This window comes from Citrobacter sp. Marseille-Q6884, assembly GCF_945906775.1.
Lineage (GTDB): Bacteria > Pseudomonadota > Gammaproteobacteria > Enterobacterales > Enterobacteriaceae > Citrobacter.
The window spans coordinates 2,485,849-2,512,524 of the sequence record NZ_CAMDRE010000001.1 but is presented as its reverse complement, the minus strand read 5'-3'; the positions used below and the strand labels follow the sequence as shown (position 1 = coordinate 2,512,524).

The window sequence follows — 26,676 nt, the reverse complement described above, 5'->3', positions numbered from 1 at the left end:
TCATTCATGTCTTTATCAAAAGATAGTATATGGAAGTTATTGGCCCCATTGATCGTAATGGGCGTCATGTTTCTGATCCCTGTTCCTGATGGAATGCCCCCCCAGGCCTGGCACTATTTCGCCGTGTTTGTGGCCATGATCGTCGGTATGATCCTCGAGCCTATCCCGGCAACTGCGATCAGTTTTATTGCGGTGACGATTTGCGTTATCGGCAGCAACTACCTGCTGTTTGATGCCAAAGAACTGGCTGACCCTGCTTTTAACGCCGGTAAACAGGCACTGAAATGGGGTCTGGCGGGCTTCTCCAGTACGACCGTCTGGCTGGTGTTCGGTGCATTTATCTTCGCACTGGGTTATGAAGTCACCGGTCTGGGTCGTCGTATCGCGCTGTTCCTGGTGAAATTCATGGGTAAACGCACCCTGACGCTGGGCTATGCGATTGTGATTATCGACATCCTGCTGGCGCCGTTCACACCGTCTAACACCGCGCGTACCGGGGGAACCGTCTTCCCGGTTATCAAAAACCTGCCGCCGCTGTTTAAATCCTTTCCGAACGATCCTTCCGCCCGTCGTATTGGCGGATACCTGATGTGGATGATGGTAATCAGTACCAGCCTGAGTTCTTCAATGTTCGTCACCGGCGCTGCGCCGAACGTGCTGGGTCTGGAGTTCGTTAACAAAATCGCGGGTATCCAAATCAGCTGGCTGCAGTGGTTCCTGAGCTTCCTGCCGGTCGGGATTATTTTGCTGATCGTTGCACCATGGTTGTCCTACGTTCTGTACAAACCGGAAGTGACCCACAGCGCAGAAGTTGCCGCCTGGGCCGGTGATGAACTGAAAACCATGGGTAAACTGACCCGTAAAGAGCTGACCCTGATCGGTCTGGTCCTGCTCAGCTTAGGGCTGTGGGTCTTCGGGGGTGAACTGATTGATGCTACGGCTGTCGGTCTGCTGGCCGTTTCCCTGATGCTGGCTCTGCACGTTGTACCGTGGAAAGACATTACGCGTTATAACAGCGCATGGAACACCCTGGTTAACCTCGCCACGCTGGTGGTTATGGCGAATGGTCTGACCCGTTCAGGCTTTATCGACTGGTTTGCCAACACCATGAGCACGCACCTGGAAGGCTTCTCTCCAAATGCGACCGTGATCGTTCTGGTACTGGTGTTCTACTTTGCTCACTACCTGTTCGCCAGCCTGTCCGCGCACACCGCAACCATGCTGCCGGTTATTCTTGCTGTCGGTAAAGGTATTCCGGGCGTGCCTATGGAACACCTGTGTATCCTGCTGGTACTGTCCATCGGTATCATGGGCTGTCTGACACCGTATGCAACCGGTCCTGGCGTGATCATCTATGGCTGCGGCTATGTGAAATCTAAAGACTACTGGCGTCTGGGCGCGATCTTCGGTGTTATCTATATCGCGATGCTTCTGCTGGTCGGCTGGCCGATTCTGGCTATGTGGAGCTAATTTTCCCGCTTCACGCGTCGTAAAAATGATGCCAGTCAGCTAAACCTGACTGGCATTTTTTATGATTAAATAGATGACATTCAGAAATCATATAAGTATCCGAATTCATCATGACATCAAGATGGCGTTATTCCACATTACTGGTCGCGCTTGCGCTCCCCCTTTCGGTTGCTCAGGCCGACGAACTTCAGGCAAAACAGTACGGTGATTTTGACAGCTATGTGCTGGCACTCTCCTGGCAAACGGGCTTCTGCCAGAGTCAACACGAGCGTAACCGCCAGGAGCCCGACGAATGTCGCCTGCAAAAAGAGACAGCAAACAAAGCCGATTTCCTGACCGTGCATGGCCTGTGGCCCAGCCTGCCTAAATCGATCGCCGCCCGCGGGGTGGACAATCGTCGCTGGATGCGTTTTGGTTGCGCCACACGCCCTATTCCCAATCTGCCGGAAGCCCGGGCCAGTCGCAAATGCGCTTCACCCGAAACCGGTTTGTCGCTGGAAAACGCCGCGAAACTGAGCGCCGTTATGCCCGGCGCAGGCGGAAAATCCTGTCTGGAGCGTTACGAATATGCCAAACACGGTGCCTGCTTTGGGTTTGATCCTGACGCGTACTTCGGCACGATGGTGCGACTGAACAGCGATATCAAAAACAGCGCATTGGGGAAATTTCTGGCGGAGAATTACGGAAAAACGGTCAGCCGCAATGCTTTTGACGCCGCGGTTGCCAAATCGTGGGGCAAAGAGAATGTGAAAGCAGTGAAATTAAGCTGCCACAGCAACCCCGCCTATCTGACGGAAATTCAGTTCTCCCTGAAAGCCGACACCATCAACCAGGCATTATCCGCTCAGTCATTCCTGCCGCAACCGCATCCAGGTAATTGCGGTAAACAGTTTATTATCGACAAGTCAGGATATTAAACCTCACGACCGACGCCCAAATCTGGCGTCGGTCTGCCGTCTTCACGTTTCAGGTGAACATAACGCTTACGACTGGATAAAGCTCAGCAGATCGCCGTTGATCTGTTGTTTATGGGTCGTGCAAATACCATGAGAACCACCGGTATACACTTTCAACTGCGCGTCCGGAAGGATTTCCGCCGCCACCTTACCGCAGGTTTCAAACGGGACAATCTGATCGTCATCACCGTGGATCACCAGCGTTGGGATGGTCATCTTTTGAAGGTCCCCACGCAGATCGGTTTCTGAAAACGCGTGTATACAGTCATACAACGCTTTGATAGAACCTTGTAAACCTTGTTCAACAAAGCTTTCCCGGACGGCCTTCGACTCTTTTGCGCCCGGACGGTTGTAACCATAGAATGCGGCGGTCAGTTCATAGAAAAAGGCGGCGCGATCGTTCACAACACCTTCACGGATACCGTCGAACACCTCTTTTGGCACGCCGTTTGGGTTAAAGTCGGTCTTGATCATGATGGGCGTCACCGCACTAATTAACACTGCCTTTGCCACCCGTTGCGTCCCATGGCGGCCAATATAGCGCGCCACTTCGCCGCCGCCGGTAGAGTGCCCGACATGAACTGCATCTTTGAGATTGAGATGTGCGGTCAGTTCGGCCAGATCATCAGCATACTGATCCATATTGTTGCCATCCCAGGGTTGGGCCGATCGCCCATGTCCACGCCTGTCATGGGCGATCACACGAAATCCTTTCGACCCGAGGAACAGCATCTGATCTTCAAACGCATCTGCCGTCAACGGCCAACCATGACTGAACACAATGGGCTGCCCACTCCCCCAGTCTTTAAAATGCAAATAGCTGCCGTCTTTCAAGGTAAGTTTGTCGTACTGGCTCATGAGATCTCCTGTAGCGGAACACTGAGTTGTATTGACGCGCCAGCTGCGAGCGCTTAAAAAGCATAATGCAAATTGGAGAACGATCACGTTTTTCGACTAAAATCTCACCATACGCGACAATATTGATGATTTGCCTGAATGTGAACTAAATCACTTCAAACCTGGGGTAAGTCTCAGTATCATCATAAAAGCTAAACCCTTGCCGCCTGACGGTGAGGGTTTTCTTTTGGGATTATTTACCTGCGCATCCGCAGTATCGACGACATGGAGTAATAAATGTCCAGACCAACTATTATCATTAACGACCTCGATGCTGAACGCATTGACCGCCTGTTGGAGCAACCTGCGTATGCTGGTTTACCGATTGCCGACGCATTAAACGCCGAGCTGGATCGTGCTCAAATGTGTTCACCTGAAACCATGCCGCATGATGTTGTCACCATGAACAGCCGCGTGAAGTTTCGCAATCTGAGTGACGGCGAAATCCGTGTGCGTACTCTGGTGTATCCGGCCAACATGACGGACAGCAATACACAGCTTTCGGTCATGGCGCCCGTTGGGGCTGCACTTCTGGGTCTGCGCGTGGGTGATACTATCCACTGGGAACTGCCAGGCGGAGCATCAACCCACCTCGAAGTCATTGCGCTTGAGTATCAACCCGAAGCGGCGGGCGACTACCTGCGCTAACTCTGTCTTATCAAAGCCACGCGCTTTATCTTACAGGGGATGCTTTCGCATCCTCTTTCCGATGAAATCCTTCGACGTCCGCCTTCGTTTTACTGCTGCTTTTTCTTCTTCTGTTCGCAAATCATAAATCTGTGCCATGACTGGCAGAATCATATTTAATAATATGCTGTTATATATTCATGTAATGACAAGGAGAATGCTTATGTACAACACAATCATAATGCCTGTTGATGTATTTGAAATGGAACTGAGCGACAAGGCTGTTCGTCATGCTGAATTTCTGGCGCAGGATAAAGGTGTCATTCACCTGCTGCATGTTCTTCCGGGTTCGGCCAGCTTAAGCCTGCATCGTTTTGCCGCTGACGTTCGTCGTTTTGAAGAACACCTGCAGCACGAAGCGGAAACCCGCCTGCAAACGATGGTGGGTCACTTCAGCATCGATCCTTCCCGTATCAAACAGCATGTGCGCTTTGGTAGTGTGCGTGACGTGGTAAACGAGCTGGGTGAAGAGCTGAACGCAGATGTGGTGGTCATTGGATCGCGTAATCCGTCCATCAGTACACATCTGCTCGGATCAAATGCCTCCAGCGTTGTGCGCCACGCCACCCTGCCGGTATTGGTCGTACGTTAATAAAAAAAAGAGGCTACGTCCCGGTAGCCTCTTTCTTCTACAAATCGATTTTACATTATCGAATCTGTAGGCCCGATTCGCTCACGCTATCGGGCATTTCCCTTCTTTTGCAGGTGGGTCTTACTTTCTTATGCTGTGGTCGTGCGAATCAGATAATCAAAGGCGCTCAGCGAGGCTTTCGCCCCTTCGCCGGTGGCGATGATAATCTGTTTGTACGGAACGGTTGTACAGTCACCGGCCGCGAAGACGCCCTTCACGCTGGTTTCACACTTCGCATCGATGATGATTTCACCCATACGGTTACGTTCAATCGCGCCTTCCAGCCAGTTCGTGTTCGGCAGCAAACCGATCTGAACAAAAATGCCTGACAAGGCCACATTGTGAACATCACCGCTCACGCGATCGCGATACTCCAGACCGGTCACTTTGCTACCGTCGCCTTTCACTTCCGTCGTTTGCGCATTCAAAATAATATCGACGTTTTTCAGGCTGCGGACTTTATTTTGCAGAACCTGATCCGCCTTCATTTCCGGTGCAAACTCCAGCAGCGTAACGTGTTCGACAATACCAGCCAGGTCGATTGCCGCTTCAACGCCAGAGTTACCGCCGCCAATCACCGCCACGCGTTTACCCTTGAACAGCGGGCCATCGCAGTGCGGACAATAGGTTACACCTTTAGTACGATACTGCTCTTCACCCGGGACGTTCATGTTGCGCCATTTTGCGCCGGTTGCAATGATAATGCTGCGCGCTTTCAGTACCGCGCCGGAAGCCGTTTCAATCTGATGCAGGCCACCTTCTGTCGCAGCCGGGAGCAATTTACTGGCGCTCTGGCTATCAATCACATCAACATCGTAGTCATCAACGTGCGCTTTTAACGCACCCGCCAGTTTCTGGCCTTCTGTTTTCGGCACGGAGATATAGTTTTCAATATCAACGGTATCAAGAACCTGACCACCAAAGCGTTCACCCATCAAACCGGTGCGAATCCCTTTACGCGCAGAATAGACGGCCGCTGCGGCACCCGCAGGCCCGGAACCGACAATCAGTACATCGTAGGCATCACGTTTGTTCAGCTCTTCTGCCGCGCGTTTTTCTGCGCCTGTATCCACTTTCGCGACGATTTCAGTCAACGTCATGCGACCCTGGCCAAACTCTTTGCCGTTCATATACACGGCCGGAACACCCATCACGTTACGATCGGTGATCTCGTTCTGGAATGTACCGCCATCAATTGCCGTATGCTTAATGCGTGGGTTAAGCACAGACATCAGGTTCAGCGCCTGCACCACGTCCGGGCAGTTATGGCAGGACAATGAGTAATAGGTTTCAAACTCGAAATCACCGTCGATATCGCGGATCTGCTCCAGCAGCGACTGCGCTTCTTTCGACGGATGACCGCCGGTCCACAGCAATGCCAGCACCAGAGAAGTAAACTCATGCCCCAGCGGGGAACCAGCAAAACGCGGCCCCTGGTGAGAACCGGGATTCGTGATCAGGAACGATGGCTTACGTACCGCCAGAGTAGCGTCTTCTTTAAAGGTGACTTGTTCTGACAGTTCAGCAATTTCAGTCAGCAGTTCCTTGATTTCTGCCGATTTCGCGCTGTCATCCAGCGTAGCAATCAGCTCAACAGGTTTCGTCAGTTTCTCAAGGTACGCCTTGAGCTGGGTTTTCATATTTGTGTCGAGCATTGTTCTTCCCTCTCTGAAAACATCATCATGCAAGTTGCCTTATTCGGGCAGCCTGAATGCAACTTGCATCATGGTGTGTTGAAGAAACGGGTACCTTAAATACCCGTTTTAAATGAATAATTTCCTAAGTATTTCGCGTCAGAGCCAGGCGGCTAGCCTGTGAATCCCCGGGAGCTTACATAAGTAAGTGACCGGGGTGAACAGGTGACGCCAACGCCGCTAGGCGTGAAAGACGACGGAAATTTAGATTTTACCGACCAGGTCCAGAGACGGGGCCAGAGTCGCTTCACCTTCTTTCCATTTAGCCGGGCAAACTTCGCCTGGGTGAGACGCAACATACTGAGCCGCTTTGATTTTACGCAGCAGGTCAGATGCATCACGGCCGATACCTTCAGCGGTAACTTCGATAGCCTGAATGATACCCTGCGGGTCAACAACGAAAGTTGCGCGGTCAGCCAGACCTTCATCTTCACGCATATTGTCGAAATTACGGGTCAGGGCGCCGGTCGGGTCGCCGATCATCGCATATTTGATTTTCGCGATGGTTTCAGAGCTGCTGTGCCATGCTTTGTGAGTAAAGTGGGTGTCGGTAGACACAGAGTAAACGTCTACGCCCAGCTTCTGCAGTTCTTGGTAATGGTCTGCAACGTCACCCAGTTCGGTCGGGCAAACGAAAGTAAAGTCAGCCGGGTAGAAGAAGAAGACACTCCAACGACCTTCGGTATCTTTCTCGGTGACTTCGATGAATTCGCCGTTTTTGAATGCCTGGTTTTTGAAAGGTTTAATTTTGGTGTTAATCAAAGACATCTGTACTTCCTCCGTGTTTTCGTTGAGGGATAAGTTAACGAAAATTGCTGAACAGGGCTAATGCGTTTCCTTTATCAAATCAATAAGCGTTAACTAACAACCGACTCAAACCCATTGTGAACTTTGAGCCAAAAGTAAAAAGGCCCCCTTTGCAGGGAGCCCCATTACCCGGGTTACCCGTAAGTAACCTCGGCGCCAGCAGAACTGGCTAAGTGTTGCGCTCTACATTACCTTAACAAAGGTTGTAACAGCGATTGGGATTACATCACCCAACCAAAGAAAGGGCAATCGACGGAGCGTCGATCTTACCTATGGCTGTGATAGGTTTTACAATCTGGCGCCCTTTCTTGCGAATTTTATAAGGAAAATCAATGCTAAAGCGCACATTACTGTTAGCCCTGTTACCTGCTGTCGTACATGCCGAAGAGTTACCGGCTCCGGTGAAAGCCATCGAAAAACAGGGAATTACGATCCTGAAACCTTTTGATGCGCCAGGCGGACTGAAGGGCTACCTGGGAAAATATCAGGACATGGGAGTGACGATCTATGTCACGCCCGACGGTAAACACGCCATTTCCGGCTACATGTATAATGAAAAAGGTGAAAACCTCAGTAATGCGTTAATCGAAAAAGAGATTTATGCGCCCGCAGGTCGTGAAATGTGGCAGCGCATGGAAAAAGCGCCGTGGATTCTGGATGGAAAAAAAGACGCGCCGGTTGTTGTCTACGTGTTTGCCGATCCCTTCTGCCCTTATTGTAAACAGTTCTGGCAACAGGCAAGACCATGGGTAGACGCCGGCAAAGTTCAACTGCGTACGTTACTGGTTGGCGTGATCAAACCAGAAAGTCCGGCAACCGCCGCAGCGATTCTGGCAACCAAAGATCCCGCTAAAACCTGGCATGACTATGAAGCATCAGGCGGCAAATTGACGCTGGAAATCCCGTCATCGGTCCCTCCAGAACAGATGAAGACGCTGAATATCAATCAAAAGTTGATGGATGATTTAGGCGCCAACGTGACACCGGCGATCTATTACATGAGTAAGGACAATACGTTACAACAGGAAGTGGGTTTACCGGATAAAGAGAAGTTAAACATTATAATGGGAAATAAATAAAGATAACCCAAAGAGTGATTGTTATCGTTCTCATTTCAATCACTCGTTAAATATTTCCCTCGTAAAACAGATACTGGCTGTGTTATTTTAGTTTTTATTAATAGCATATTAAGCCCACGAAATATTTTACAGTTAAATAATTACACTATGTAATATATAAAAATAGAATGTTTTAACCTCAAGCTCACAATACTGTAATGGGAATACATAGATGGCAAATCTCTATGATCTAAAAAAATTCGATCTCAACCTGTTGGTTATTTTTGAATGTATTTACCAACACTTAAGTATCAGCAAAGCGGCAGAAACGCTGTACATTACCCCTTCAGCGGTAAGCCAGTCACTGCAAAGGCTCCGCACACAGTTTAATGACCCGCTATTTATTCGTTCGGGTAAGGGCATTACGCCGACAGTGACGGGCATGAACCTTCACTATCACCTTGAAAATAACCTCAACAGTCTGGAGCAAACCATCAGTATCATGCATAGCTCCACGTTAAAGAAAAAATTCATTATTTACAGTCCACAAATTATTATTACCGCAGGCGTCATGGATTTGGTTCACTATCTCCGGGAAGATGCGAATATTGAAATTGAACATCGTGACATATTAATGTCTGCTGAAACGGCTGAAGATTTACTGGCTTACCGAAAAGCAGATTTGATCGTCACAGCATCGCCTACCGTTAATCGTTCTATTATTTGTACACCCTTCAAAACCATTGAAAGCGTACTGATTTGCAATACAAATCACCCCAGAATCAATGCTGCCAGTACGATTGAACAGTTACTCGAAGAACAGTTTACATACTTTTTGTCTGAGGAGTCGGGAATCAAAGGCTTTCAATCCAGAGCCGACGCGTTTTTGACCAACCGAAAAATTGGTTTCTACAGTGATTCTTTAGTCTCCATAACCAATATCATTGCTGACACAGATATTATTGGCCTGATCCCAAAAGAATTTTACACATTTTACGCCCCCATGCTTAATATTAAAGCGATCGATATAGATATGGACTTACCTGCCGTGCAACTCTATCTCATGTACAACAGAGCCTCTCTCAACAACAAAGGGTTTGCTGATTCGATAAAAAGAATAACAGATACCCGTTTTCAAACAGATAACACATCGGTGTAGATAAACACATACATACCGTGAATGAAAACAAATAACGCATGTAACATATAGATAAATACATATAAATTTTGCACACCGCCAAAAATAGCATATCTTACTGCAAGCATTTTCAGGAGTGTAACCAGTCGTATCTCTATATGGATTTGATATGTCTATTTATAAAATCCCACTTAATCAAAATGTACTGGAAGCGGCTCAGGAACGCATTAGCTGGACGCTCGAAAATTTACCGCGCGTATGCGTTTCGTTCTCCGGAGGAAAAGATTCCGGGCTCATGCTACATTTAACCGCCATGCTCGCGCGGAAATTAGATAAAAAAATCAGCGTTTTGTTTATTGACTGGGAGGCACAGTTTTCATGCACTATCGAGTATGTTGAGACATTACGAAAATATTATTCCGATGTGATTGAGCAGTTTTATTGGGTGGCATTGCCACTCACAACACAAAATTCACTTTCACAATATCAACCCGAATGGCAATGTTGGGAACCGAATACACAGTGGGTTCGCCATCCTCCCGACGACGCCATTACCGACCCGACCTTTTTTCCTTTTTATCAACCCGGCATGACCTTTGAACTTTTTGTTCGTGATTTTGCGGATTGGTTTTCAGAAAAACGCCCCGCCGCCATGATGGTCGGCATACGCGCCGACGAGTCATATAACCGCTTTGTTGCTATTGCCAACTCGCGAAAACAGCGCTTCGCCGATGATAAACCCTGGACTACCGCAGCGCCTGGCGGTCATACCTGGTATATCTATCCGCTTTACGACTGGAAAACCGCCGACATCTGGACATGGTTCGCGAAAACACAAAAAACGTGTAATCCCCTGTATAACCTGATGTACCAGGCTGGCGTCCCGACACGTTATATGCGCATTTGTGAACCTTTTGGACCAGAGCAACGCCAGGGGCTATGGCTGTATCACGTCATTGAACCGGAACGCTGGGCAGCCATGTGCGCCCGCGTCAGCGGTGTGAAAAGCGGAGGGATTTACGCCGGCCAGGATAACCATTTTTACGGTCACCGCAAAATACTCAAACCAGAACACCTAAGCTGGGAAGAGTATGCCCTGTTACTGTTGAACAGCATGCCTGAACAGACGGCAGAACATTACCGCAATAAAATTGCCGTCTACCTGCAGTGGTACAGAAAAAAAGGAATCAACGCGATCCCTCAGACGCAGGAGGGGGATATTGGTTCGAAAGATATCCCATCGTGGCGGCGTATCTGCAAAGTGATCCTGAATAATGATTACTGGTGCCGGGCTCTCTCATTCAGTCCAACAAAATCGAAAAACTACCAACGTTATTCCGAACGAATGAAAGCAAAACGTCATGAATGGGGTCTCTTATGCAACAACGATTAACGCAGGAAATTACGCACTTTCTCTCTGATCTACCGGAAGAAGAGCGCATTGCCGCGATAAATGAATTCAGAATGGCGATCCACCGTGTCAGTCCTTTTCGTGAAGAGCCCGTAGATTGTGTATTGTGGGTCAAAAACGAAGCGGTCTCACCGAATGACTACAATCCTAACAACGTGGCGCCGCCCGAGAAAAAGCTTCTCCTGAAGTCCATCGAAACAGACGGGTTCACGCAGCCCATCGTTGTGGTGCAATCAACAGATGAAGTCTATGAAATCGTTGATGGTTTCCACCGCCACGAATTAGGTACAGGCAAACCTTCGCTTCATTCCCGGTTGAAAGGTTATCTGCCCGTCGCCTGTTTACAGGGCGATCGTCATGAACGCATGGCGGCGACAATCCGTCACAATCGCGCCCGTGGCCGTCATCAAATCCACGCGATGTCAGAAATCGTTCGTGAACTCGCGCAATTAGGCTGGAGCGACGAGAAAATGGGGAAAGAGTTAGGCATGGACAGCGATGAAGTGTTACGCCTGAAGCAAATCAACGGCCTGCAGGAATTATTTGCCGACCGCCGATTCTCCAAAGCCTGGACGGTGAAATAGCTACAGCGACGACAGGCGTTCTGCCGCCGCCAGCAGCGTCGATTCTTGCTTGGCAAAGCATAATCGAATCAATTTGTGGGGGAACGGATCGGCGCAGAACACGGACAACGGGATCGCGGCAACGCCCACCTCTTTGGTCAGCCACTGGCAAAATTCAACATCGTTGAGCTCAGAGACTGCGCTGTAATCAATCAGCAAAAAATAGGTGCCTTCGCTGGGCAGAATTTCCAGCCGACTGTCGCGCAGCGCGTTGACCAGAACATCGCGTTTTTGCTGATAAAACGCGGGCAGATCGCGGTAGTGCGCCGGATCTTCCCGCAGCATATCCGCCAGTGCCAACTGTGCCGGAGTATTGACCGAAAAGGTCAAATACTGATGCACTTTGCGTAGCTCCACGCTGATAGCCTGCGGCGCAACACAGTACCCAACCTTCCAGCCGGTCATATGATAGGTTTTACCGAATGAGGAAACGGCAACCGCACGCTCCCTCAGCTGCGCATGCGCCAGTACGCTGACGTGCCCTTGTGTCGCAAAACAGATATGTTCATAGACTTCATCACTGACGACAAAAATCTCGCGATCTTTAATTGCTTGCCACAACGCATCAAAATCCGCCTGACACCAGACGGTGGCAGAAGGATTGTGTGGCGTATTGAGGATAACCAGGCGGGTACGATCGCTCAGCAACGCGGCAAATGCCTGCCAGTCCACACGAAAATGCGGCGGCTGCAGCGCAATACGTTTAACGACGCCGCCGGACAACGCTACCGCAGGCGCATAGCTGTCGTAGCTTGGATCAAAACAGATGACCTCATCTCCGGGTCGAACCAGGGCGGTAATGGCGGCATACAACGCTTCCGTGGCTCCGGCCGTCACAGTCACTTCACTGTTTGCATCCGGCGTGTAGCCGTATAACCCGGCAGTCTTGTCGGCAATCGCTTCACGTAGCGCCTGCACGCCCGTCATCGGCGCATATTGATTCGCGCCTTGCGCCACGTGATACGCCAGACGCGCTTGTAAATAGTGCGGACCATCAAAATCAGGAAATCCCTGAGAGAGATTAATCGCCTGATGCGCCTGCGCCAGCGCACTCATTTGCGTAAAGATTGTGGTGCCCAGATTGGGTAGTTTGCTTTGAACAATCAGTGGGTTATTACTCATTATTGTTATCCCGACAGGTGATGTTGTTGTTGAAGCCACTATAACACGATGCTAGTATTTGGCAATCAAGACGTTCAGACGTCTATATAAAAATAACCTGCCTGGACAGGACAGCTAAAAGGACAACACAATATGAGTCACACCGAAATTCGCGTCGTCACCGGCCCGGCCAATTATTTTTCCCATACCGGCAGTCTCTCCAGACTGAACGATTTTTTCTCCCCTGAACAACTCGCACGCGCCGTCTGGGTGTATGGCGAACGCGCCATCGCCGCCGCGCGTCCCTGGCTGCCGGATGCCTTTACGCTTGCCGATGCGAAGCACCTGCTTTTTACTGGCCATTGCAGTGAAACAGACGTTCAGCAACTGGCAAAAGACGCTGGCGACAATCGCAGCGTCGTGATTGGCGTGGGTGGCGGCACGATGCTCGACACGGCCAAAGCGCTGGCGCGTCGGCTTAATCTACCTTTCGTTGCCATCCCAACGATTGCCGCCACCTGTGCCGCCTGGACACCGCTCTCAGTCTGGTACAACGATGCCGGTCAGGCGCTGCATTTCGAGATATTCGATGACGCCAATTTTCTGGTACTGGTGGAACCCCAGATCATTCTCAATGCACCAGAAGCGTATTTACTGGCAGGTATCGGCGACACGCTGGCGAAATGGTATGAAGCGGTCGTGCTTGCGCCGCAGCCTGAAACATTGCCTCTGACCGTGCGCCTGGGGCTCAACGGCGCACTGGCAATCCGTGACGTCCTGCTCCAGAGCAGCGAACAGGCGCTGGCAGATCAACAACGTGGGGAATTGACGCAGGCTTTTTGCGATGTGGTCGATGCCATCATCGCCGGCGGGGGAATGGTCGGCGGTCTGGGTGAACGGTATACCCGCGTGGCCGCCGCACATTCAGTGCATAACGGGCTGACGGTACTGCCGCAAACCGAACAGTTTTTACATGGCACTAAGGTCGCGTACGGCATTCTGGTTCAGAGCGCGCTGCTGGGACAGGATGATGTTCTGGCGCAGCTGATTGCCGCTTACCAGCGGTTCAATCTGCCGACCCGACTGGCCCAGTTAGCGGTGGATATTGATAACCACGCAGAGATCGAGAAGGTGATTGCACATACCCTGCGTCCGGTAGAATCCATTCATTCGCTGCCCGTCACGTTAACGCCCGCAACCCTGCGCGCCGCATTTGAAAAGGTAGAATCGTTCACGGTTTAATCGTTGATTGTGCCTGATAGCGCTACGCTTATCAGGCCAGGAACGCATTACAACGTCAAATGCTCGAATGATTAAGAGCATTAGCAGCAGCGTGCGCCACCTTTCCCGCCATATCGCGCATCCTGCCGCTCACGGAAAAATTCTTCATAGGTCATTGGCGTCTGATCCGGGTGGGTGACGCGCATGTGCTCGACATAGTTGTCATAATCCGGTACGCCGATCATTAACCGGGCGGTTTGACCTAAATATTTCCCGGCTTTTGAGAGTGTTTCAAACATAGTGATTCCCTGTCATACAAACGCCCTCCCCCGTTAAGGAGAGGGCTTTTTGGATAAGAGAATATTAGTGCGCGCCTTTCGCCTGCGCCACGATCTCTTCGACATTCTCCGGCATCGGTTCGTACGGTGTTTCTTTCGACGTTGGTTTGTCCTCTTTCAACGCTGCCAGCGCAGTTTTGATGGAGAACAGACCCAGTACGACCACCACAACCATAAAGAAGACGGTCAACCCTGCATCGAGGCGGTTGTTGAACACCAGCTGCGTCAGTTGCGACTGGGTGTACTGCGCCGGAATGTTACCGCTGTCGATCATTGCCTGGAACTTGTTAGCGATAGCCAGGAAACCGATTTTCGCATCCGGGCTAAACGCTTTCTGCCAGCCTGCCGTCAGGGTACAAATCAGCAGCCAGGCCGTTGGCACCAGCGCTACCCATGCATAACGCTGACGTTTCATCTTGAACAGCACCACGGCACACAGCATCAGCGCCATACCAGCCAGCATCTGGTTGGCGATACCAAACAGCGGCCACAGGGTGTTAATCCCCCCTAATGGATCCACCACGCCCTGATGCAGGAAGTAACCCCAGGCCAGCACGCACAACGCCGTCGCTAGCAGGTTTGCAGGCAGTGAGTCGGTACGTTTCAGACCCGGCGACACCACACCCAACAGATCCTGCAACATAAAACGCGCAGCGCGCGTACCGGCATCGACCGCCGTCAGAATAAACAGCGCTTCAAACAGAATAGCGAAGTGATACCAGAACGCGACATCCATCATACCGCCCAGCGCCCCGTGCAGAATGTAAGCCATCCCCACGGCCAGTGTTGGTGCGCCGCCTGCGCGGGAAATAATGGATTGCTCGCCCACTTCATTCGCGATTTGATGCAACGTATCCGGGGTAATGGCAAAGCCCCAGCTGCTCACCACCTGTGCCGCAGAAGCGACCACATCAACCGTCCCTGCCGGTGCTAACACCGCCATTGGGCTGTTCATGGCAAAGTAAACGCCCGGATCGATGATACAAGCAGAGACCAGCGCCATGATGGCAACAAAGGACTCCATCAGCATCCCGCCGTAGCCGATAAAACACGCCTGCCCTTCATTCGCCAGCATCTTCGGCGTGGTACCCGAAGAGATCAGCGCGTGGAAGCCAGACACCGCGCCACAGGCGATGGTAATAAACAGGAACGGGAACAGGTTACCCGTCCACACCGGACCGGTACCGTCAACAAATTTGGTCAACGCAGGCATGGTCAGCGTCGGGCGCATGATCAAAATACCGACGGCCAGACCTACAATGGTACCGATCTTCAGGAAGGTAGAGAGGTAGTCACGCGGCGCCAGGAGCAGCCATACCGGCAGAACGGCGGCCACAAAACCGTAACCCACCAGCATCCAGGTCAGTTGCACACCCGTAAAGTCAAAGTACGGCGCCCAGGTCGGGCTTGCTGCCACCCAACCACCGGAAATAATGGCGAAGACGAGGAACACCAGGCCAATCACCGACACTTCCCCAATGCGACCCGGACGCAGATAGCGCAGGTAAATTCCCATAAAGATCGCCAGCGGGATAGTGAACGCCACGGTGTACGTTCCCCATGGGCTGTGGGTCAGCGCCTTGACGACGATCATCGCCAGTACCGCGAGGATAATCACCATGATCATAAAGCAGGCCACCAGCGCAATCACACCGGCCGTCGGCCCCATCTCTTCTTTCACCAGTTCGCCAAGGGAACGACCATCGCGACGGGTAGAGACAAACAGCACCATAAAGTCCTGCACCGCGCCCGCCAGCACCACCCCCGCCAGCAGCCAGATCATCCCAGGCAGATAGCCCATTTGCGCTGCCAGCACCGGTCCGACTAACGGGCCCGCCCCGGCGATTGCCGCGAAATGGTGACCAAACAGCACTTTTTTATCGGTGGGAACGTAATCGAGACCGTCGTTATGACGCACGGCTGGCGTCATACGCGTCGGGTCAAGCGCCAGCACATTTTTTGCGATGTACAGGCCATAAAAACGGTAGGCAATAAGATAGACACAGATCGACGCCACCACTATCCACAACGCGTTGATCTGTTCACCACGGTTTAACGCAATATATCCCAGGGCAAATGCTCCCATAACGGAGAGCACTGTCCAGACGAGGTATTTCCCTGATTTGTTCATAGTTGTTATCCGTTTGCGTGTTCCAGAGAGATGTTACATTTTGTTTCTATAACACCTTTCCTGGATTTAACAACCTGACAACCATGCAAACCCGATATATCACTGACTATTTACATTGCATTGTTAACTGGATCACTTCATTTACCTGTTAACCCTGCAATTTCATTTTACTCTGTCGGTAACGTCACCCCATCACCGCGGTCCCTAAACGGCAGGAACAACAGCGACGTCCCTGCTCATCAAAAATAACGATTTCCCAACTTTGATTCTGACGCCCGAGATGCAACGGCTGGCAGACGCCACGCACTTTTCCTTGCGACACCGCGCGATGATGTGTCGCGTTCAGCTCCGTTCCCACCACACACTGGCCGTCACGCGTCATCAGGTAACCCGCCATGGATCCCAGTGTCTCCGCCAGCGCCGCCGAGGCACCGCCGTGCAGCAGACCAAACGGCTGATGCGTGCGGCTATCCACCGGCATTTCGGCTTCCAGCACCTCATCGCCCAGTCGCGTATAGACAATACTTAAGTGCGCCACCAACGTGTTCTGGCTGGTCGCATTCAGTTCATCAAGCGTTAAATGCCGTTTCCAGATCATCGTCATGCTCCCAGCGTAGAGCCGCCATCCACCACGATGTCCTGCAATGTGATATGGCTGGCCAGGTCGGAGGCGAGAAATAAGATGGTGTTGGCAATCTCCTGCGGATGGGCGATTTTCCCGAGCGGGATACCGAGTTTAAACTGTTCGCCAAACCCGCGAATACGTTGCTGCTCGGCATCGTCGCTGACCCACAGCGTACGCTGCATGTCGGTGTCGGTTGACCCTGGAGAAACCACATTACAGCGCACGCCGCTGCCCGCCAGTTCCAGCCCCACGGTCAGCGCCAGGCTTTTTAGCGCCGCTTTTGACGCGCCATAAGCGCTCATGCCGATACGCGGCGTATGCGCCGCATCTGACGCAACGGTCACAATCGCCCCACCCTGCTGATGACGAAACTGCGCCATCGTTTGTTGAAAAAGGTTAAACGCGCCGCCGACGTTGACGGCAAACGTCTGTTGCCAGTCCTCCGCGCTCAGCGCATCGGTTGGCCCCATGCGCAAAATCCCTGCTGCATTGACCAGCACATCCAGACGTTCACAGCTTTGCAGCGCGCGCTGGCATACCTCAGCCACCTGCCCGGCATTCGCCACATCCATGATTTCAGTCGTGAACGGATAGCTATCCTGAGTAAACGCCCGATCGAAACCTGTCACCCGTGCGCCGGCAGCTGCAAACGCCAGTGCAGTCGTGTAGCCAATACCTTTTCCTGCACCGGTAACCCAGACGGTTTTACCGGTGAAGTCGAATCCGGTCATGACGTCACCTCGCGGGAAAGCAGCGTCCACCAGGCATCAATCGTCGGGTTTTTCGCCAGCATGACGAAGTCGATATCGCCATGAACCTTACGCCAGCGTGCCGCCAGCGCCATCATACGCACCGAATCCAAACCATAGTCGATCAGGTTTTCATCATCCATCGGCTCGTCTGACTCATCCAGCAGCGGCAGGATAGCCGCTCGCAGCGCCGCTTTACTGGCAGGCACCGGCGTCGGTAATAATTCCTGGGTCATCACCACCCGACCGGAACGTCCTGCGACATATTTCAGCGACATCAGGTGTTCATCACGACTGAAGTCCGCCAGCGCATCAGCGACCATAAACGGTTTGATATCGCGCATGAAGGCATCCGTTGCCGTGGTCATACAACCAATATGCGCGTAAACACCGGTGATGATCAGCTGATTGCGGCCGGTCTCTTTCAGCATCTGTTCCAGCGGAGAACGGTGGAAGGCACTGTAACGCCACTTGACCAGAATGGTGTCCGCTTCATCCGGCGCCAGCGCATCAACGATTTTTTGCTGCTCGGGGGAGCGAGTCAGGCCCGGCCCCCACATATCATTCAGCAATGCGCGATCTTCATCGCTCTGCTCTTTCGGCTGCGCGGTGTAATAGACCGGAATATGGTGCGCTTTACAGTACTGGCGCAGCGCGGCGATATTCGCCACCACCCGTTCCATCATCGGGCAGTTGTCACCCCAAAAGCCGATAAAATAATCCTGCATATCGTGGATCAGCAGCGCCGCGCGTTCCGGTTCAAACGCCCAGTCAACTTTGTTCTCTGGAATATCAAGCGCCGTGGGTAACGCATAAGCCTGCAGTTTTGGAATTGCCATCTCTTTTTCTCCTTCAGGCCAGTGAACGTGCTGCCAGCCACTGACGTAATTGTTTTTTATCCACTTTTCCGACCGGGGTCAGCGGCAGTGTCTCCACGCACTCCACACGGTCTGGTAATTTGAATTCCGCCACGCCCTGTTCGCGCAGAAAACGGCGTACCTGCACCGCACGCAGCGGCTCTTTCACCACCAGACAGGCGCAGCTTTTCTCGCCCATCAGCTCATCATCCATACTGACCAGTGCCGCGTGGATGACCGCCGGATGGCGCAGTAACAGGTTTTCAATCTCTTCGGCGGCAATCTTCTCTCCGCCACGGTTGATCTGATCTTTCTCGCGCCCCTGAACGGTGATGTAGCCGTCCTGATCGATACAGATCAGATCGCCGGAGCAGTAAAATCCGTTGGCATCAAAGGCGCTGGCGTTATGTTCGGGGCTTTTGAAATAGCCACGGAAGGTATACGGACCCCGCGTCATCAGGCGCCCCGTTTCACCTTGCGGTAATGGGTTACCGTTGGCATCTGCCACCCAGACTTCATCATCCGGGCACATCGGACGCCCCTGGGTATTGATGATGCGCGCCGGGCTGTCGTCCAGACGGGTATAGTTCACCAGCCCTTCTGCCATACCAAAGACCTGCTGCAGCTGACAGCCGATTTCCGCCGGTATACGCGCCGCCAGTGTCGCGGAAAGTCGCGCGCCACCCACCTGCAGCAGTTTCAACGACGCCAGTTGTGCATGGCTACCCCACTCGCCAATCGCCTGCAGCCACAGGCTCACCGCCGGGGGTACCAGCGCCGTGACATTGACCTGATGTTGTTCAATCAACGGGAAGCACAGCGTGGCACTCGGGTCAGAAGCCAGCACCACGGTTCCGCCCGCGAGGAAAACACCCAGCGCACCTGGCGAACTCATGGCGTAGTTGTGCGCCGCCGGGATCGCGCATAAATAGCGCGTGTCTTCAGTAAAATGGCAAATTTCGTTGCTGCGGCGCACGCTGTAGTAGTAATCATTGTGGGTTCGCGGAATCAGTTTTGGCGTCCCGGTTGTTCCCCCGGAAAGCTGGAAATAAGCCACTTCATCGGCAGGCGAGGGGGTCGCAGTAAAATCAGTCGTGGGTTGGTTTATCGCGTTTTGCAGGTTGTGTTCACCCGCATCATTGAGCAGCAGAACCACACGCACGGCGTTGTGTTCGGCAACAAAGGTGTTAAGGAAATCATCCCCAGCAAATAGCGCGTGCTGGCGATCGGCAATCAGCAACGCCGGTTCTATTTGCGCAGCATAGGCATTGAGTTCGGTTCGCTGATGGCTGAACAAGGCAAAAACCGGCGCAACGCCCAGCTTGAGCAGGGCAAAGAATGTGATATACAGCTCGGCCACATTACCCAACTGAACCAGCGCGGTTTCACCCGGTTTAACGCCCTGACGACGCAGACTGCCCGCAAGATTGTCAGCCGCCTGGTTGAGCTGGCGGTAGCTCAGATGGCGCTCTCCATCGATAACAGCCGTGTGGTCGCTGTCGGCATGGCGGGTCAATATGTCGGTCAGAGGCAAATCCTGCCAGTAGCCTTTTTCACGGTAGCGACGGGCAAACGCTTCCGGCCAACGGGTGAAAGGAATACTCATTATCACTCCTTAGAGCCTGATGGACCAGGCTCTTAATGCAGTCCAAAAACATTCAACATGGTAGAAAGCTTCGCGCCTGTTTCACGCCATTCCGCCACCGGAGAAGAGGCCGGTACAATTCCAGCACCCGCAAAGAAACGCACCTGATTGCGCAGCAACTTCGCACAGCGGATCGTGACGACCCATTCACCGTTGCCTTCTGCGTCACACCAGCCGACGATGCCGCCAAACAGCTCGCGATCAAAAGGCTCCAGTTCAGCGATCAATTTGCTGGCAACCTGATGCGGGAAGCCGCTTAACGCTGGCGTCGGGTGCAGCAGACACGCCAGCGTCAGCGCGTTTTCCCGGGCATTGGCTTTACCTTCAAACGGGGTTCCGAGATGCCAGAGCGTCGGCGTCGTCACCAGTTGAGGAGATGACGGGAGTTGCAGTTCACTGCTGCGATCGCGCAGAACGGCTTTCATTGCCTGCGTCACCAGTTCGTGTTCATGCCGGTCTTTTTCAGAGGCCAGCAGACGATTGCCAGCTTCCCTGTCCAGCACATCATCGGGCTGGCGGCGAGCCGATCCGGCCAGCGGTAGTGAACTGAAGCGCTCACCGTCTTTGCGTAGCAGCAATTCCGGGCTGGCGCCCAGCAGTACGCCGCCGTCTTCGAGCGGCACATGGAAGTTGAAGCTTGCCGGGTTTTGCGCCACCAGACGCTCCAGCAGCGCGCCGCTGTCAATGGCAGCATCCGTGGCAATATCGATCAGGCGTGACAGCACCACTTTGTCCACTTCCGGGGTCGCCGTCAGCGCTGCCGCACGGGCAACCATGTCTTCAAAAAAGTCTTGTTCAGGGATCGCTTTGCGTTCAATGACATTTAGCGACTGATGGGCGGTAAAGTAACGTGAGGATTGCTGCTTCGCCGTACGGGAGAACGTCTGCCATGATCGGGGAATAAACAGTGACGACGGCTGGCGAGTATCAAAAGGAATAGCACCGACCATAACGGGATTGTCGATACCCTGCGATTTGGCATCGGTAAACAGCGCGTGCATTTTCTGTTGGAAAGGGCTGTCCGGCGAATCGCCATTGATTGCCGGTTCCGCATAGCGGGCAAAGCATCCTGACGTCGTAAAGCTACGATACGGCGACATAAAGAAAAAACTGTCGGGGGCAAGCGTTGCCATTGTCTGTATTTCTTCCTCGGCCAGTGACATATCCATATCATCCTCCAAAAATGATAAAGGCTCTAATAATGATTATCATTTATATTTTCGGTCGCTAACCTAAAAGCAAAGCGGCGGCATGTCAACTCTTGTGGTAGCACAATGTGCGACTTAGGCTTGCATCCCTGCCGCGTAACAATGAAAATGAGAAGCATTAACTTCATTGATAACAGGATGCTTATTTGTGAGACTTTCCGGGTTTTACCGCACTGCGCTCTTACTGGTTGGACTGTCTATTTCAGGAATTTCTTTAACGCATGCCGCTGACTGGCCACGTCAGGTCACCGACAGCCGCGGGACACACACGCTGGCGCAAAAGCCTCAGCGTATTGTTTCCACCAGCGTTACCCTGACCGGTTCGTTGCTGGCTATTGATGCGCCAATCATCGCCAGTGGCGCTACCACGCCAAATAACCGTATCGGTGACGCTCAGGGCTTTTTGCGCCAGTGGAGCGATGTGGCCAAAGCCCGCAAGCTGAGTCGACTGTACATTGGTGAACCGAGCGCCGAAGCCGTTGCCGCACAAATGCCTGACCTGATCCTGATCAGCGCCACCGGGGGGGATTCCGCTCTCGCGCTTTACGATCAGCTTTCCACGATTGCCCCAACGCTTATCATTAATTACGACGACAAAAGCTGGCAGTCGCTGCTGACGCAGTTAGGTGAAATCACCGGCCATGAACAACAAGCAGCGGCGCGTATTGCCGAATTCGACAAGCAACTGCTCGCGGTCAAACAACATATTACCCTGCCCCCCCAGCCGGTCAGCGCGCTGGTGTATACCGCTGCCGCGCACAGCGCTAACTTATGGACGCCGGAATCCGCGCAGGGCAAGCTGATGGAGCAGTTGGGCTTCACGCTGGCACCGCTGCCTGCCGGTCTGCACACCAGCCAGAGTCAGGGTAAGCGTCACGATATCATCCAGCTTGGCGGTGAAAATCTGGCAACCGGACTGAATGGCGAGGCGCTGTTCCTGTTTGCCGGAGACAGCAAAGATGCCGACGCTATTTACGCGAATCCGCTGCTGGCGCATCTGCCCGCCGTACAGAATAAACGCGTCTACGCGCTGGGGACGGAAACCTTCCGTCTGGACTACTACAGCGCCACGCTGTTGCTGCAACACCTCTCGGCCCTGTTTGGTTAAGTTGCATTCTTCAATTGCCGGGTGACAGCGTCGTGTTACCCGGTCTACAGAAGAGAATGGCAAGCGACCGGAGCAAAATGCTATCGCGTCGCTCTCCCGCATCAGGCTATCTCGGGCGCAGGCGGCGTCTGACGGAATCGACGTAACTCACCCAACAGCAGCAGCAACAACAGACCCACGATGACCAGGCCAAAGCCACTGACGCTTGCCGATGCCACCGGGGTCATCATCGCCCCCAAGCCACCTAACAGCGCTGCGCCAATCGCATCCCCGGTTACGTTTTGCGCCGTCCACAAACCATTCATTCGCCCGAGCATCGCTTCCGGTGTCTGCGTCTGCAACATCGTGTATTGCAACAGAGAACTGACCGCGCTCAGCCAGCCAAACAGGGCCAGACAGAGAACGCCCAGTTCCCAGACCGGCATCAGCCCAAACAGACCGATTGCCAGGAAAGAGGCAACGGTCGAGGCCAGCATAATTAAACCAGGACGGATACTGTGCGCCAGCTGGCCGCTGGTCAGTGCGCCAACGGCAGCGCCCAGCGGAATCGCCGCATACAGAAGACCAATCTGCGCGGCAGACATCTGCCAGCCGATCGCCAGCGCGGGGTAAAGCACACGCACGGCGCTCGCCATCGTCAGCAGTCCGCCAAGAAGCGCTATGCCGCCAATCAGCGGGCTGGCGAGCAAAAAGCGAAACGCGGCCAGCAGCGATTTCAGCGGATGTTCACGCGGTTGTGGCGGCGGTGGCAGCGCCGGAAGACTCAGCAACGGCAACAAGGTAATAAAGGTGCCGGCTGCCGCCAGACCGTAGTTCCAGGCAACCCCGCCCGTCGCCAGCAGCACCCCACCGATCATCGGTGAAATGACCGACCCCAGTCGCACTGTCAGCATGGTAATCGCCCCTGCCTGCATCAGATTTTCACGCCCCACCAGCGCTGGCGTTGCCGCCAGGAGTGCCGTCACGCCCAGCGACGCAAAAAAGCCGTCCCATAAACCAAGTATATAAATCGCCAACAGCGAAGGTTCCGGCAACAGTGCGTTGAGACACAGCCCAATAAAGCCAATGCCGCAGGTTCCCCGCGCCAGCAGGATCACTTTTTTACGCTCGTAGCGATCCGCCAGTACCCCGCCCACCATCAGGCCAATAAACATGGCGCTACCGGTTAACGTCACCGATAAACCGACCTGCCAGGTGGAGTGGGTCATCATCTGGATCTGTACCGGCACCGCAACGCCCAGCAACCCCAGGGATACGATGGAAATAAAACGAGCAAGGAAGACTGCGCGAAATGCGGGGTGGGTCTTTAACAGACTGAGATTCAGTAACCAGGATTTTTTATTCATTACAACGCCTTAAGACACATACTCTCATTCAGGGTATGGCCTGAAGGATGAGGTACATACCTGTTTTTTTAAATATCCATTCTGTGGCTGCACATGCTAACATACGTAAATAAGATAGATAACGATAATTACTATCATTATCAGGGAAGTTGATATGTCATGCTCTGTTTCCGTGACACGCGCCGTTGCCGTGCCCGGATTACTGTTATTACTTGTTCTCTCTACGGCATTAAGTCTGGTTATTGGCGCAAAGTCGCTACCTGCATCCGTTGTACTTGATGCGCTCACGGGCACCTGCCAAAGCGCGGATTGCACCATCGTGCTGGACGCGCGACTCCCGCGCACCCTGGCCGGACTCCTCGCGGGCGGCGCACTGGGGCTGGCTGGTGCATTGATGCAAACGCTCACACGTAACCCACTCGCCGACCCGGGAATTCTTGGCGTCAATTCTGGTGCCAGTTTCGCCATTGTGCTGGGTGCGGCACTGTTCGGTTTTTCCTCTCCACAAGAGCAGCTCGGAATGGCCTTTGCCGGCGCGCTGGTGGCCTCGTTGATCGTGGCGTTTACCGGTAGCCAGGGTGGCGGTCAGTTAAGCCCGGTACGTTTGACACTGGCAGGTGTCGCTTTGGGTGCCGTACTGGAGGGGCTGTCCAACGGCATCGCACTGCTGAACCCGGATGTCTACGATCAACTGCGTTTCTGGCAAGCTGGCTCGCTGGATATTCGCAGTCTGCAAACGCTGAAGGTTGTGCTGATCCCTGTACTGATCGCCGGTGTCGTTGCGTTGTGCCTCTGCCGCGCCCTGAACAGCCTGAGTCTGGGGAGCGATACCGCCACCGCGCTGGGTAGCAAGGTCGCACGCACCCAGATTATCGGTCTGCTGGTGATTACTGTACTGTGCGGAAGTGCGACCGCGATTGTCGGTCCTATCGCATTTATCGGTCTAATGATGCCGCATATGGCGCGCTGGCTGGTGGGTGCCGATCACCGCTGGTCGCTGCCTGTCACCCTGCTTGCGACCCCGTCGTTATTGTTAATTGCCGATATCATCGGCCGCCTGATTGTTCCCGGAGAGTTACGCGTTTCAGTGGTCAGCGCGTTTATCGGCGCACCGGTGCTGATCTTCCTGGTGCGACGTAAACAACGCGGAGGTGGCGCATGATGCACCTTTCCCGCCGACTGCTTATCAGTTGCCTGCTACTGGTTGTGGGTTGCCTCGCCATCGGGTTGTGGAGTCTGCGTAGCGGTGTGGTGACGCTGGAGACCCAACAAATTATTGCTGCATTGCTCGGTGATGCGCCGCGTAGCATTACGCTGGTGGTGACCGAATGGCGCTTACCGCGGGTCTTGATGGCGCTGTTGATTGGCGCGGCGCTGGGCGTTAGCGGCGCGATATTTCAGTCGCTGATGCGTAACCCGCTGGGCAGCCCGGACGTGATGGGCTTCAATACCGGGGCCTGGAGCGGCGTGCTGGTGGCGATGGTGCTGTTTGGCCAACATCTTACCGCCATCGCACTGGCCGCGATGCTCGGTGGCATCCTGACCTCGCTGGTGGTCTGGGCGCTGGCGTGGCGTAACGGCATCGACACCTTCCGGCTGATCATTATCGGTATCGGTATTCGCGCCATGCTGGTGGCGTTCAACACCTGGCTGCTGCTGAAGGCCTCCTTAGAAACCGCGCTAACGGCCGGGCTGTGGAATGCCGGATCGCTCAACGGTCTGACGTGGGCAAAAACCTGGCCCGCCGCGCCGCTGATTATCGTGATGCTGGCGTGCGCTGCGCTGCTGGTGCGCAGGCTGCGCTTACTGGAAATGGGCGATGACAGCGCATGTGCGCTTGGCGTCAGCGTCGAGCGATCCCGTCTGATGATGATGCTGGTGGCCGTTATCCTTACCGCCGCCGCGACCGCGCTGGCGGGTCCTATCTCTTTTATCGCTCTTGTCGCACCGCATATCGCCCGTCGTCTTAGCGGCACAGCACGCTGGGGATTAACCCAATCGGCGTTATGCGGCGCGCTCTTGCTGTTGATGGCGGATTTATGCGCCCAGCAATTATTTATGCCTTATCAGCTTCCGGTTGGCGTTGTGACCGTAAGCCTTGGCGGTATTTATCTTATCGTCTTGTTAATTCAGGAGTCCCGCAAAAAATGACCGAATCAGTAGCCCGTTTGCGTGGCGACCAGTTAACGCTGGGTTATGGCAAATTTACCGTCGCAGAAAACCTTGACGTGTCGATCCCCGATGGTCATTTCACCGCCATTATTGGGCCAAACGGCTGTGGTAAATCGACGTTGCTGCGTACGTTGAGTCGTCTGATGACGCCCGCACACGGCAAGGTCTGGCTGGACGGTGAACATATTCAGCACTATGCCAGCAAAGAGGTGGCTCGCCGAATTGGCCTGTTGGCGCAAAACGCCACCACGCCTGGCGATATTACCGTGCAGGAACTCGTTGCTCGCGGTCGCTACCCGCATCAGCCGTTATTTACCCGCTGGCGCAAAGAGGATGAAGACGCCGTATCCAACGCAATGCAAGCCACAGGTATCACTCATCTGGCGGCGCAAAGTGTGGATACGCTTTCCGGTGGGCAGCGGCAACGCGCATGGATTGCCATGGTACTGGCGCAGGAAACCTCCATTATGCTGCTTGATGAGCCAACCACCTGGCTGGATATCAGCCATCAAATTGACTTACTGGAGCTGCTCAGCGAGCTGAACCGGGAGAAAGGGTATACGCTCGCCGCCGTGCTGCACGATCTTAACCAGGCATGCCGGTACGCCACCCATCTGATCGCACTACGTGAAGGGAAAATTATTGCGCAGGGTGCGCCAAAGGATATTGTTACTGCAGAGCTTATCGAACGTATTTATGGGCTTCGTTGCATGATAATCGACGACCCTATTGCAGGAACGCCGTTGGTAGTGCCGCTCGGACGCAAGAGATAACTGGATTTAATGTATGGCGGCATTCTCACC

The 26,676-nt window shown here is 53.4% G+C and carries 25 protein-coding genes; 13 read left to right on the top strand and 12 right to left on the bottom strand.

Features of this window, described 5'->3' with window-relative positions:
- Nucleotides 1–6: 6 nt before the first annotated feature.
- A complete protein-coding gene (gene citT, locus N7268_RS11780) occupies nt 7–1,470 on the top strand; it encodes a citrate/succinate antiporter CitT (RefSeq protein WP_260863079.1) in 1,464 nt (487 codons plus the stop codon).
- A gap of 110 nt (nt 1,471–1,580) precedes the next feature.
- Nucleotides 1,581–2,387 carry a ribonuclease I gene (gene rna, locus N7268_RS11775; protein ID WP_260863078.1) on the top strand — a complete coding sequence of 269 codons (807 nt, stop codon included), beginning with the start codon at nt 1,581–1,583 and terminating at the stop codon, nt 2,385–2,387.
- 66 nt (nt 2,388–2,453) lie between these two features.
- Here rna and N7268_RS11770 read toward each other — a convergent pair whose 3' ends face one another.
- Complete coding sequence (locus tag N7268_RS11770; RefSeq protein ID WP_260863077.1) at nt 2,454–3,284, bottom strand: alpha/beta fold hydrolase; 831 nt, start codon at nt 3,282–3,284, stop codon at nt 2,454–2,456.
- Nucleotides 3,285–3,560: 276 nt separating this feature from the next.
- On the opposite strand from N7268_RS11770, the gene rnk reads away from it, so the two are divergent.
- Nucleotides 3,561–3,971, top strand: a complete 411-nt coding sequence (rnk, locus tag N7268_RS11765; RefSeq protein ID WP_260863076.1) for a nucleoside diphosphate kinase regulator — start codon at nt 3,561–3,563, stop codon at nt 3,969–3,971.
- 202 nt (nt 3,972–4,173) lie between these two features.
- Nucleotides 4,174–4,602, top strand: a complete 429-nt coding sequence (gene uspG / locus N7268_RS11760; protein WP_005120854.1) for a universal stress protein UspG — start codon at nt 4,174–4,176, stop codon at nt 4,600–4,602.
- 128 nt (nt 4,603–4,730) lie between these two features.
- On the opposite strand, the gene ahpF is transcribed toward uspG, so the two are convergent.
- Both ahpF and ahpC read right to left on the bottom strand, forming a co-directional pair.
- Complete coding sequence (gene ahpF / locus N7268_RS11755; protein WP_260863075.1) at nt 4,731–6,296, bottom strand: alkyl hydroperoxide reductase subunit F; 1,566 nt, start codon at nt 6,294–6,296, stop codon at nt 4,731–4,733.
- A gap of 243 nt (nt 6,297–6,539) precedes the next feature.
- Nucleotides 6,540–7,103, bottom strand: coding sequence for an alkyl hydroperoxide reductase subunit C (gene ahpC, locus N7268_RS11750; protein WP_260863074.1), 564 nt, complete (start codon nt 7,101–7,103; stop codon nt 6,540–6,542).
- Between the two features lie 371 nt (nt 7,104–7,474).
- Between ahpC and dsbG the strand changes: the two genes are divergently transcribed.
- From dsbG to N7268_RS11730, 4 genes are all read left to right on the top strand, one after another.
- Nucleotides 7,475–8,221: a thiol:disulfide interchange protein DsbG gene (gene dsbG, locus N7268_RS11745; protein WP_260863073.1), complete on the top strand. Its 747-nt coding sequence runs from the start codon at nt 7,475–7,477 to the stop codon at nt 8,219–8,221.
- A gap of 211 nt (nt 8,222–8,432) precedes the next feature.
- Nucleotides 8,433–9,359: a DNA-binding transcriptional repressor CitR gene (citR, locus tag N7268_RS11740; RefSeq protein ID WP_260863072.1), complete on the top strand. Its 927-nt coding sequence runs from the start codon at nt 8,433–8,435 to the stop codon at nt 9,357–9,359.
- Between the two features lie 148 nt (nt 9,360–9,507).
- Nucleotides 9,508–10,731, top strand: a complete 1,224-nt coding sequence (locus tag N7268_RS11735; protein WP_260863071.1) for a phosphoadenosine phosphosulfate reductase — start codon at nt 9,508–9,510, stop codon at nt 10,729–10,731.
- A complete protein-coding gene (locus N7268_RS11730; RefSeq protein WP_260863070.1) occupies nt 10,716–11,333 on the top strand; it encodes an IbrB-like domain-containing protein in 618 nt (205 codons plus the stop codon). The genes N7268_RS11735 and N7268_RS11730 overlap by 16 nt, the downstream gene beginning before the upstream one ends.
- Here N7268_RS11730 and N7268_RS11725 read toward each other — a convergent pair whose 3' ends face one another.
- Complete coding sequence (locus N7268_RS11725) at nt 11,334–12,494, bottom strand: pyridoxal phosphate-dependent aminotransferase (protein WP_260863069.1); 1,161 nt, start codon at nt 12,492–12,494, stop codon at nt 11,334–11,336.
- Nucleotides 12,495–12,626: 132 nt separating this feature from the next.
- On the opposite strand from N7268_RS11725, the gene N7268_RS11720 reads away from it, so the two are divergent.
- Nucleotides 12,627–13,715: an oxidoreductase gene (locus N7268_RS11720; protein WP_260863068.1), complete on the top strand. Its 1,089-nt coding sequence runs from the start codon at nt 12,627–12,629 to the stop codon at nt 13,713–13,715.
- Between the two features lie 80 nt (nt 13,716–13,795).
- Here the strand turns inward: N7268_RS11720 and N7268_RS11715 are convergent, their stop codons facing one another.
- The 7 genes from N7268_RS11715 to entC all read right to left on the bottom strand — a co-directional run bounded on the left by N7268_RS11715 (nt 13,796) and on the right by entC (nt 21,208).
- Nucleotides 13,796–13,993 (bottom strand): YbdD/YjiX family protein, encoded by a 198-nt coding sequence (locus N7268_RS11715; RefSeq protein WP_151218731.1) that lies wholly within the window; start codon nt 13,991–13,993, stop codon nt 13,796–13,798.
- Nucleotides 13,994–14,057: 64 nt separating this feature from the next.
- Entirely contained in the window at nt 14,058–16,163 is a 2,106-nt protein-coding gene (gene cstA, locus N7268_RS11710) for a pyruvate/proton symporter CstA (protein ID WP_260863067.1), read from the bottom strand.
- Nucleotides 16,164–16,347: 184 nt separating this feature from the next.
- Nucleotides 16,348–16,761, bottom strand: a complete 414-nt coding sequence (gene entH, locus N7268_RS11705) for a proofreading thioesterase EntH (RefSeq protein ID WP_260863066.1) — start codon at nt 16,759–16,761, stop codon at nt 16,348–16,350.
- A gap of 2 nt (nt 16,762–16,763) precedes the next feature.
- Nucleotides 16,764–17,519 carry a 2,3-dihydro-2,3-dihydroxybenzoate dehydrogenase EntA gene (entA, locus tag N7268_RS11700; protein WP_260863065.1) on the bottom strand — a complete coding sequence of 252 codons (756 nt, stop codon included), beginning with the start codon at nt 17,517–17,519 and terminating at the stop codon, nt 16,764–16,766.
- A complete protein-coding gene (locus N7268_RS11695; protein WP_260863064.1) occupies nt 17,516–18,376 on the bottom strand; it encodes an isochorismatase in 861 nt (286 codons plus the stop codon). The genes entA and N7268_RS11695 overlap by 4 nt, the downstream gene beginning before the upstream one ends.
- Before the next feature lie 13 nt (nt 18,377–18,389).
- Nucleotides 18,390–20,000 (bottom strand): (2,3-dihydroxybenzoyl)adenylate synthase EntE, encoded by a 1,611-nt coding sequence (gene entE, locus N7268_RS11690; RefSeq protein ID WP_260863063.1) that lies wholly within the window; start codon nt 19,998–20,000, stop codon nt 18,390–18,392.
- A 32-nt stretch (nt 20,001–20,032) separates the two neighbouring features.
- Nucleotides 20,033–21,208 carry an isochorismate synthase EntC gene (gene entC, locus N7268_RS11685; protein ID WP_260863062.1) on the bottom strand — a complete coding sequence of 392 codons (1,176 nt, stop codon included), beginning with the start codon at nt 21,206–21,208 and terminating at the stop codon, nt 20,033–20,035.
- Between the two features lie 187 nt (nt 21,209–21,395).
- Between entC and fepB the strand changes: the two genes are divergently transcribed.
- Entirely contained in the window at nt 21,396–22,355 is a 960-nt protein-coding gene (gene fepB, locus N7268_RS11680; protein WP_260863061.1) for a Fe2+-enterobactin ABC transporter substrate-binding protein, read from the top strand.
- A 101-nt stretch (nt 22,356–22,456) separates the two neighbouring features.
- Here fepB and entS read toward each other — a convergent pair whose 3' ends face one another.
- On the bottom strand, nt 22,457–23,701 hold the full coding sequence (gene entS, locus N7268_RS11675) for an enterobactin transporter EntS (RefSeq protein WP_260863059.1): 1,245 nt from the start codon (nt 23,699–23,701) through the stop codon (nt 22,457–22,459).
- A 154-nt stretch (nt 23,702–23,855) separates the two neighbouring features.
- Here entS and fepD point away from each other — a divergent pair, with 154 nt between their 5' ends.
- From fepD to fepC, 3 genes are read left to right on the top strand one after another with little or no spacing between them, the layout of a single operon-like run.
- Nucleotides 23,856–24,863, top strand: a complete 1,008-nt coding sequence (gene fepD, locus N7268_RS11670; protein ID WP_260863057.1) for a Fe(3+)-siderophore ABC transporter permease — start codon at nt 23,856–23,858, stop codon at nt 24,861–24,863.
- Nucleotides 24,860–25,852: an iron-enterobactin ABC transporter permease gene (gene fepG, locus N7268_RS11665; RefSeq protein WP_260863055.1), complete on the top strand. Its 993-nt coding sequence runs from the start codon at nt 24,860–24,862 to the stop codon at nt 25,850–25,852. Before fepD ends, fepG begins: the two co-directional genes overlap by 4 nt.
- On the top strand, nt 25,849–26,646 hold the full coding sequence (gene fepC / locus N7268_RS11660; protein ID WP_260863053.1) for an iron-enterobactin ABC transporter ATP-binding protein: 798 nt from the start codon (nt 25,849–25,851) through the stop codon (nt 26,644–26,646). Before fepG ends, fepC begins: the two co-directional genes overlap by 4 nt.
- Nucleotides 26,647–26,676: the final 30 nt, after the last annotated feature.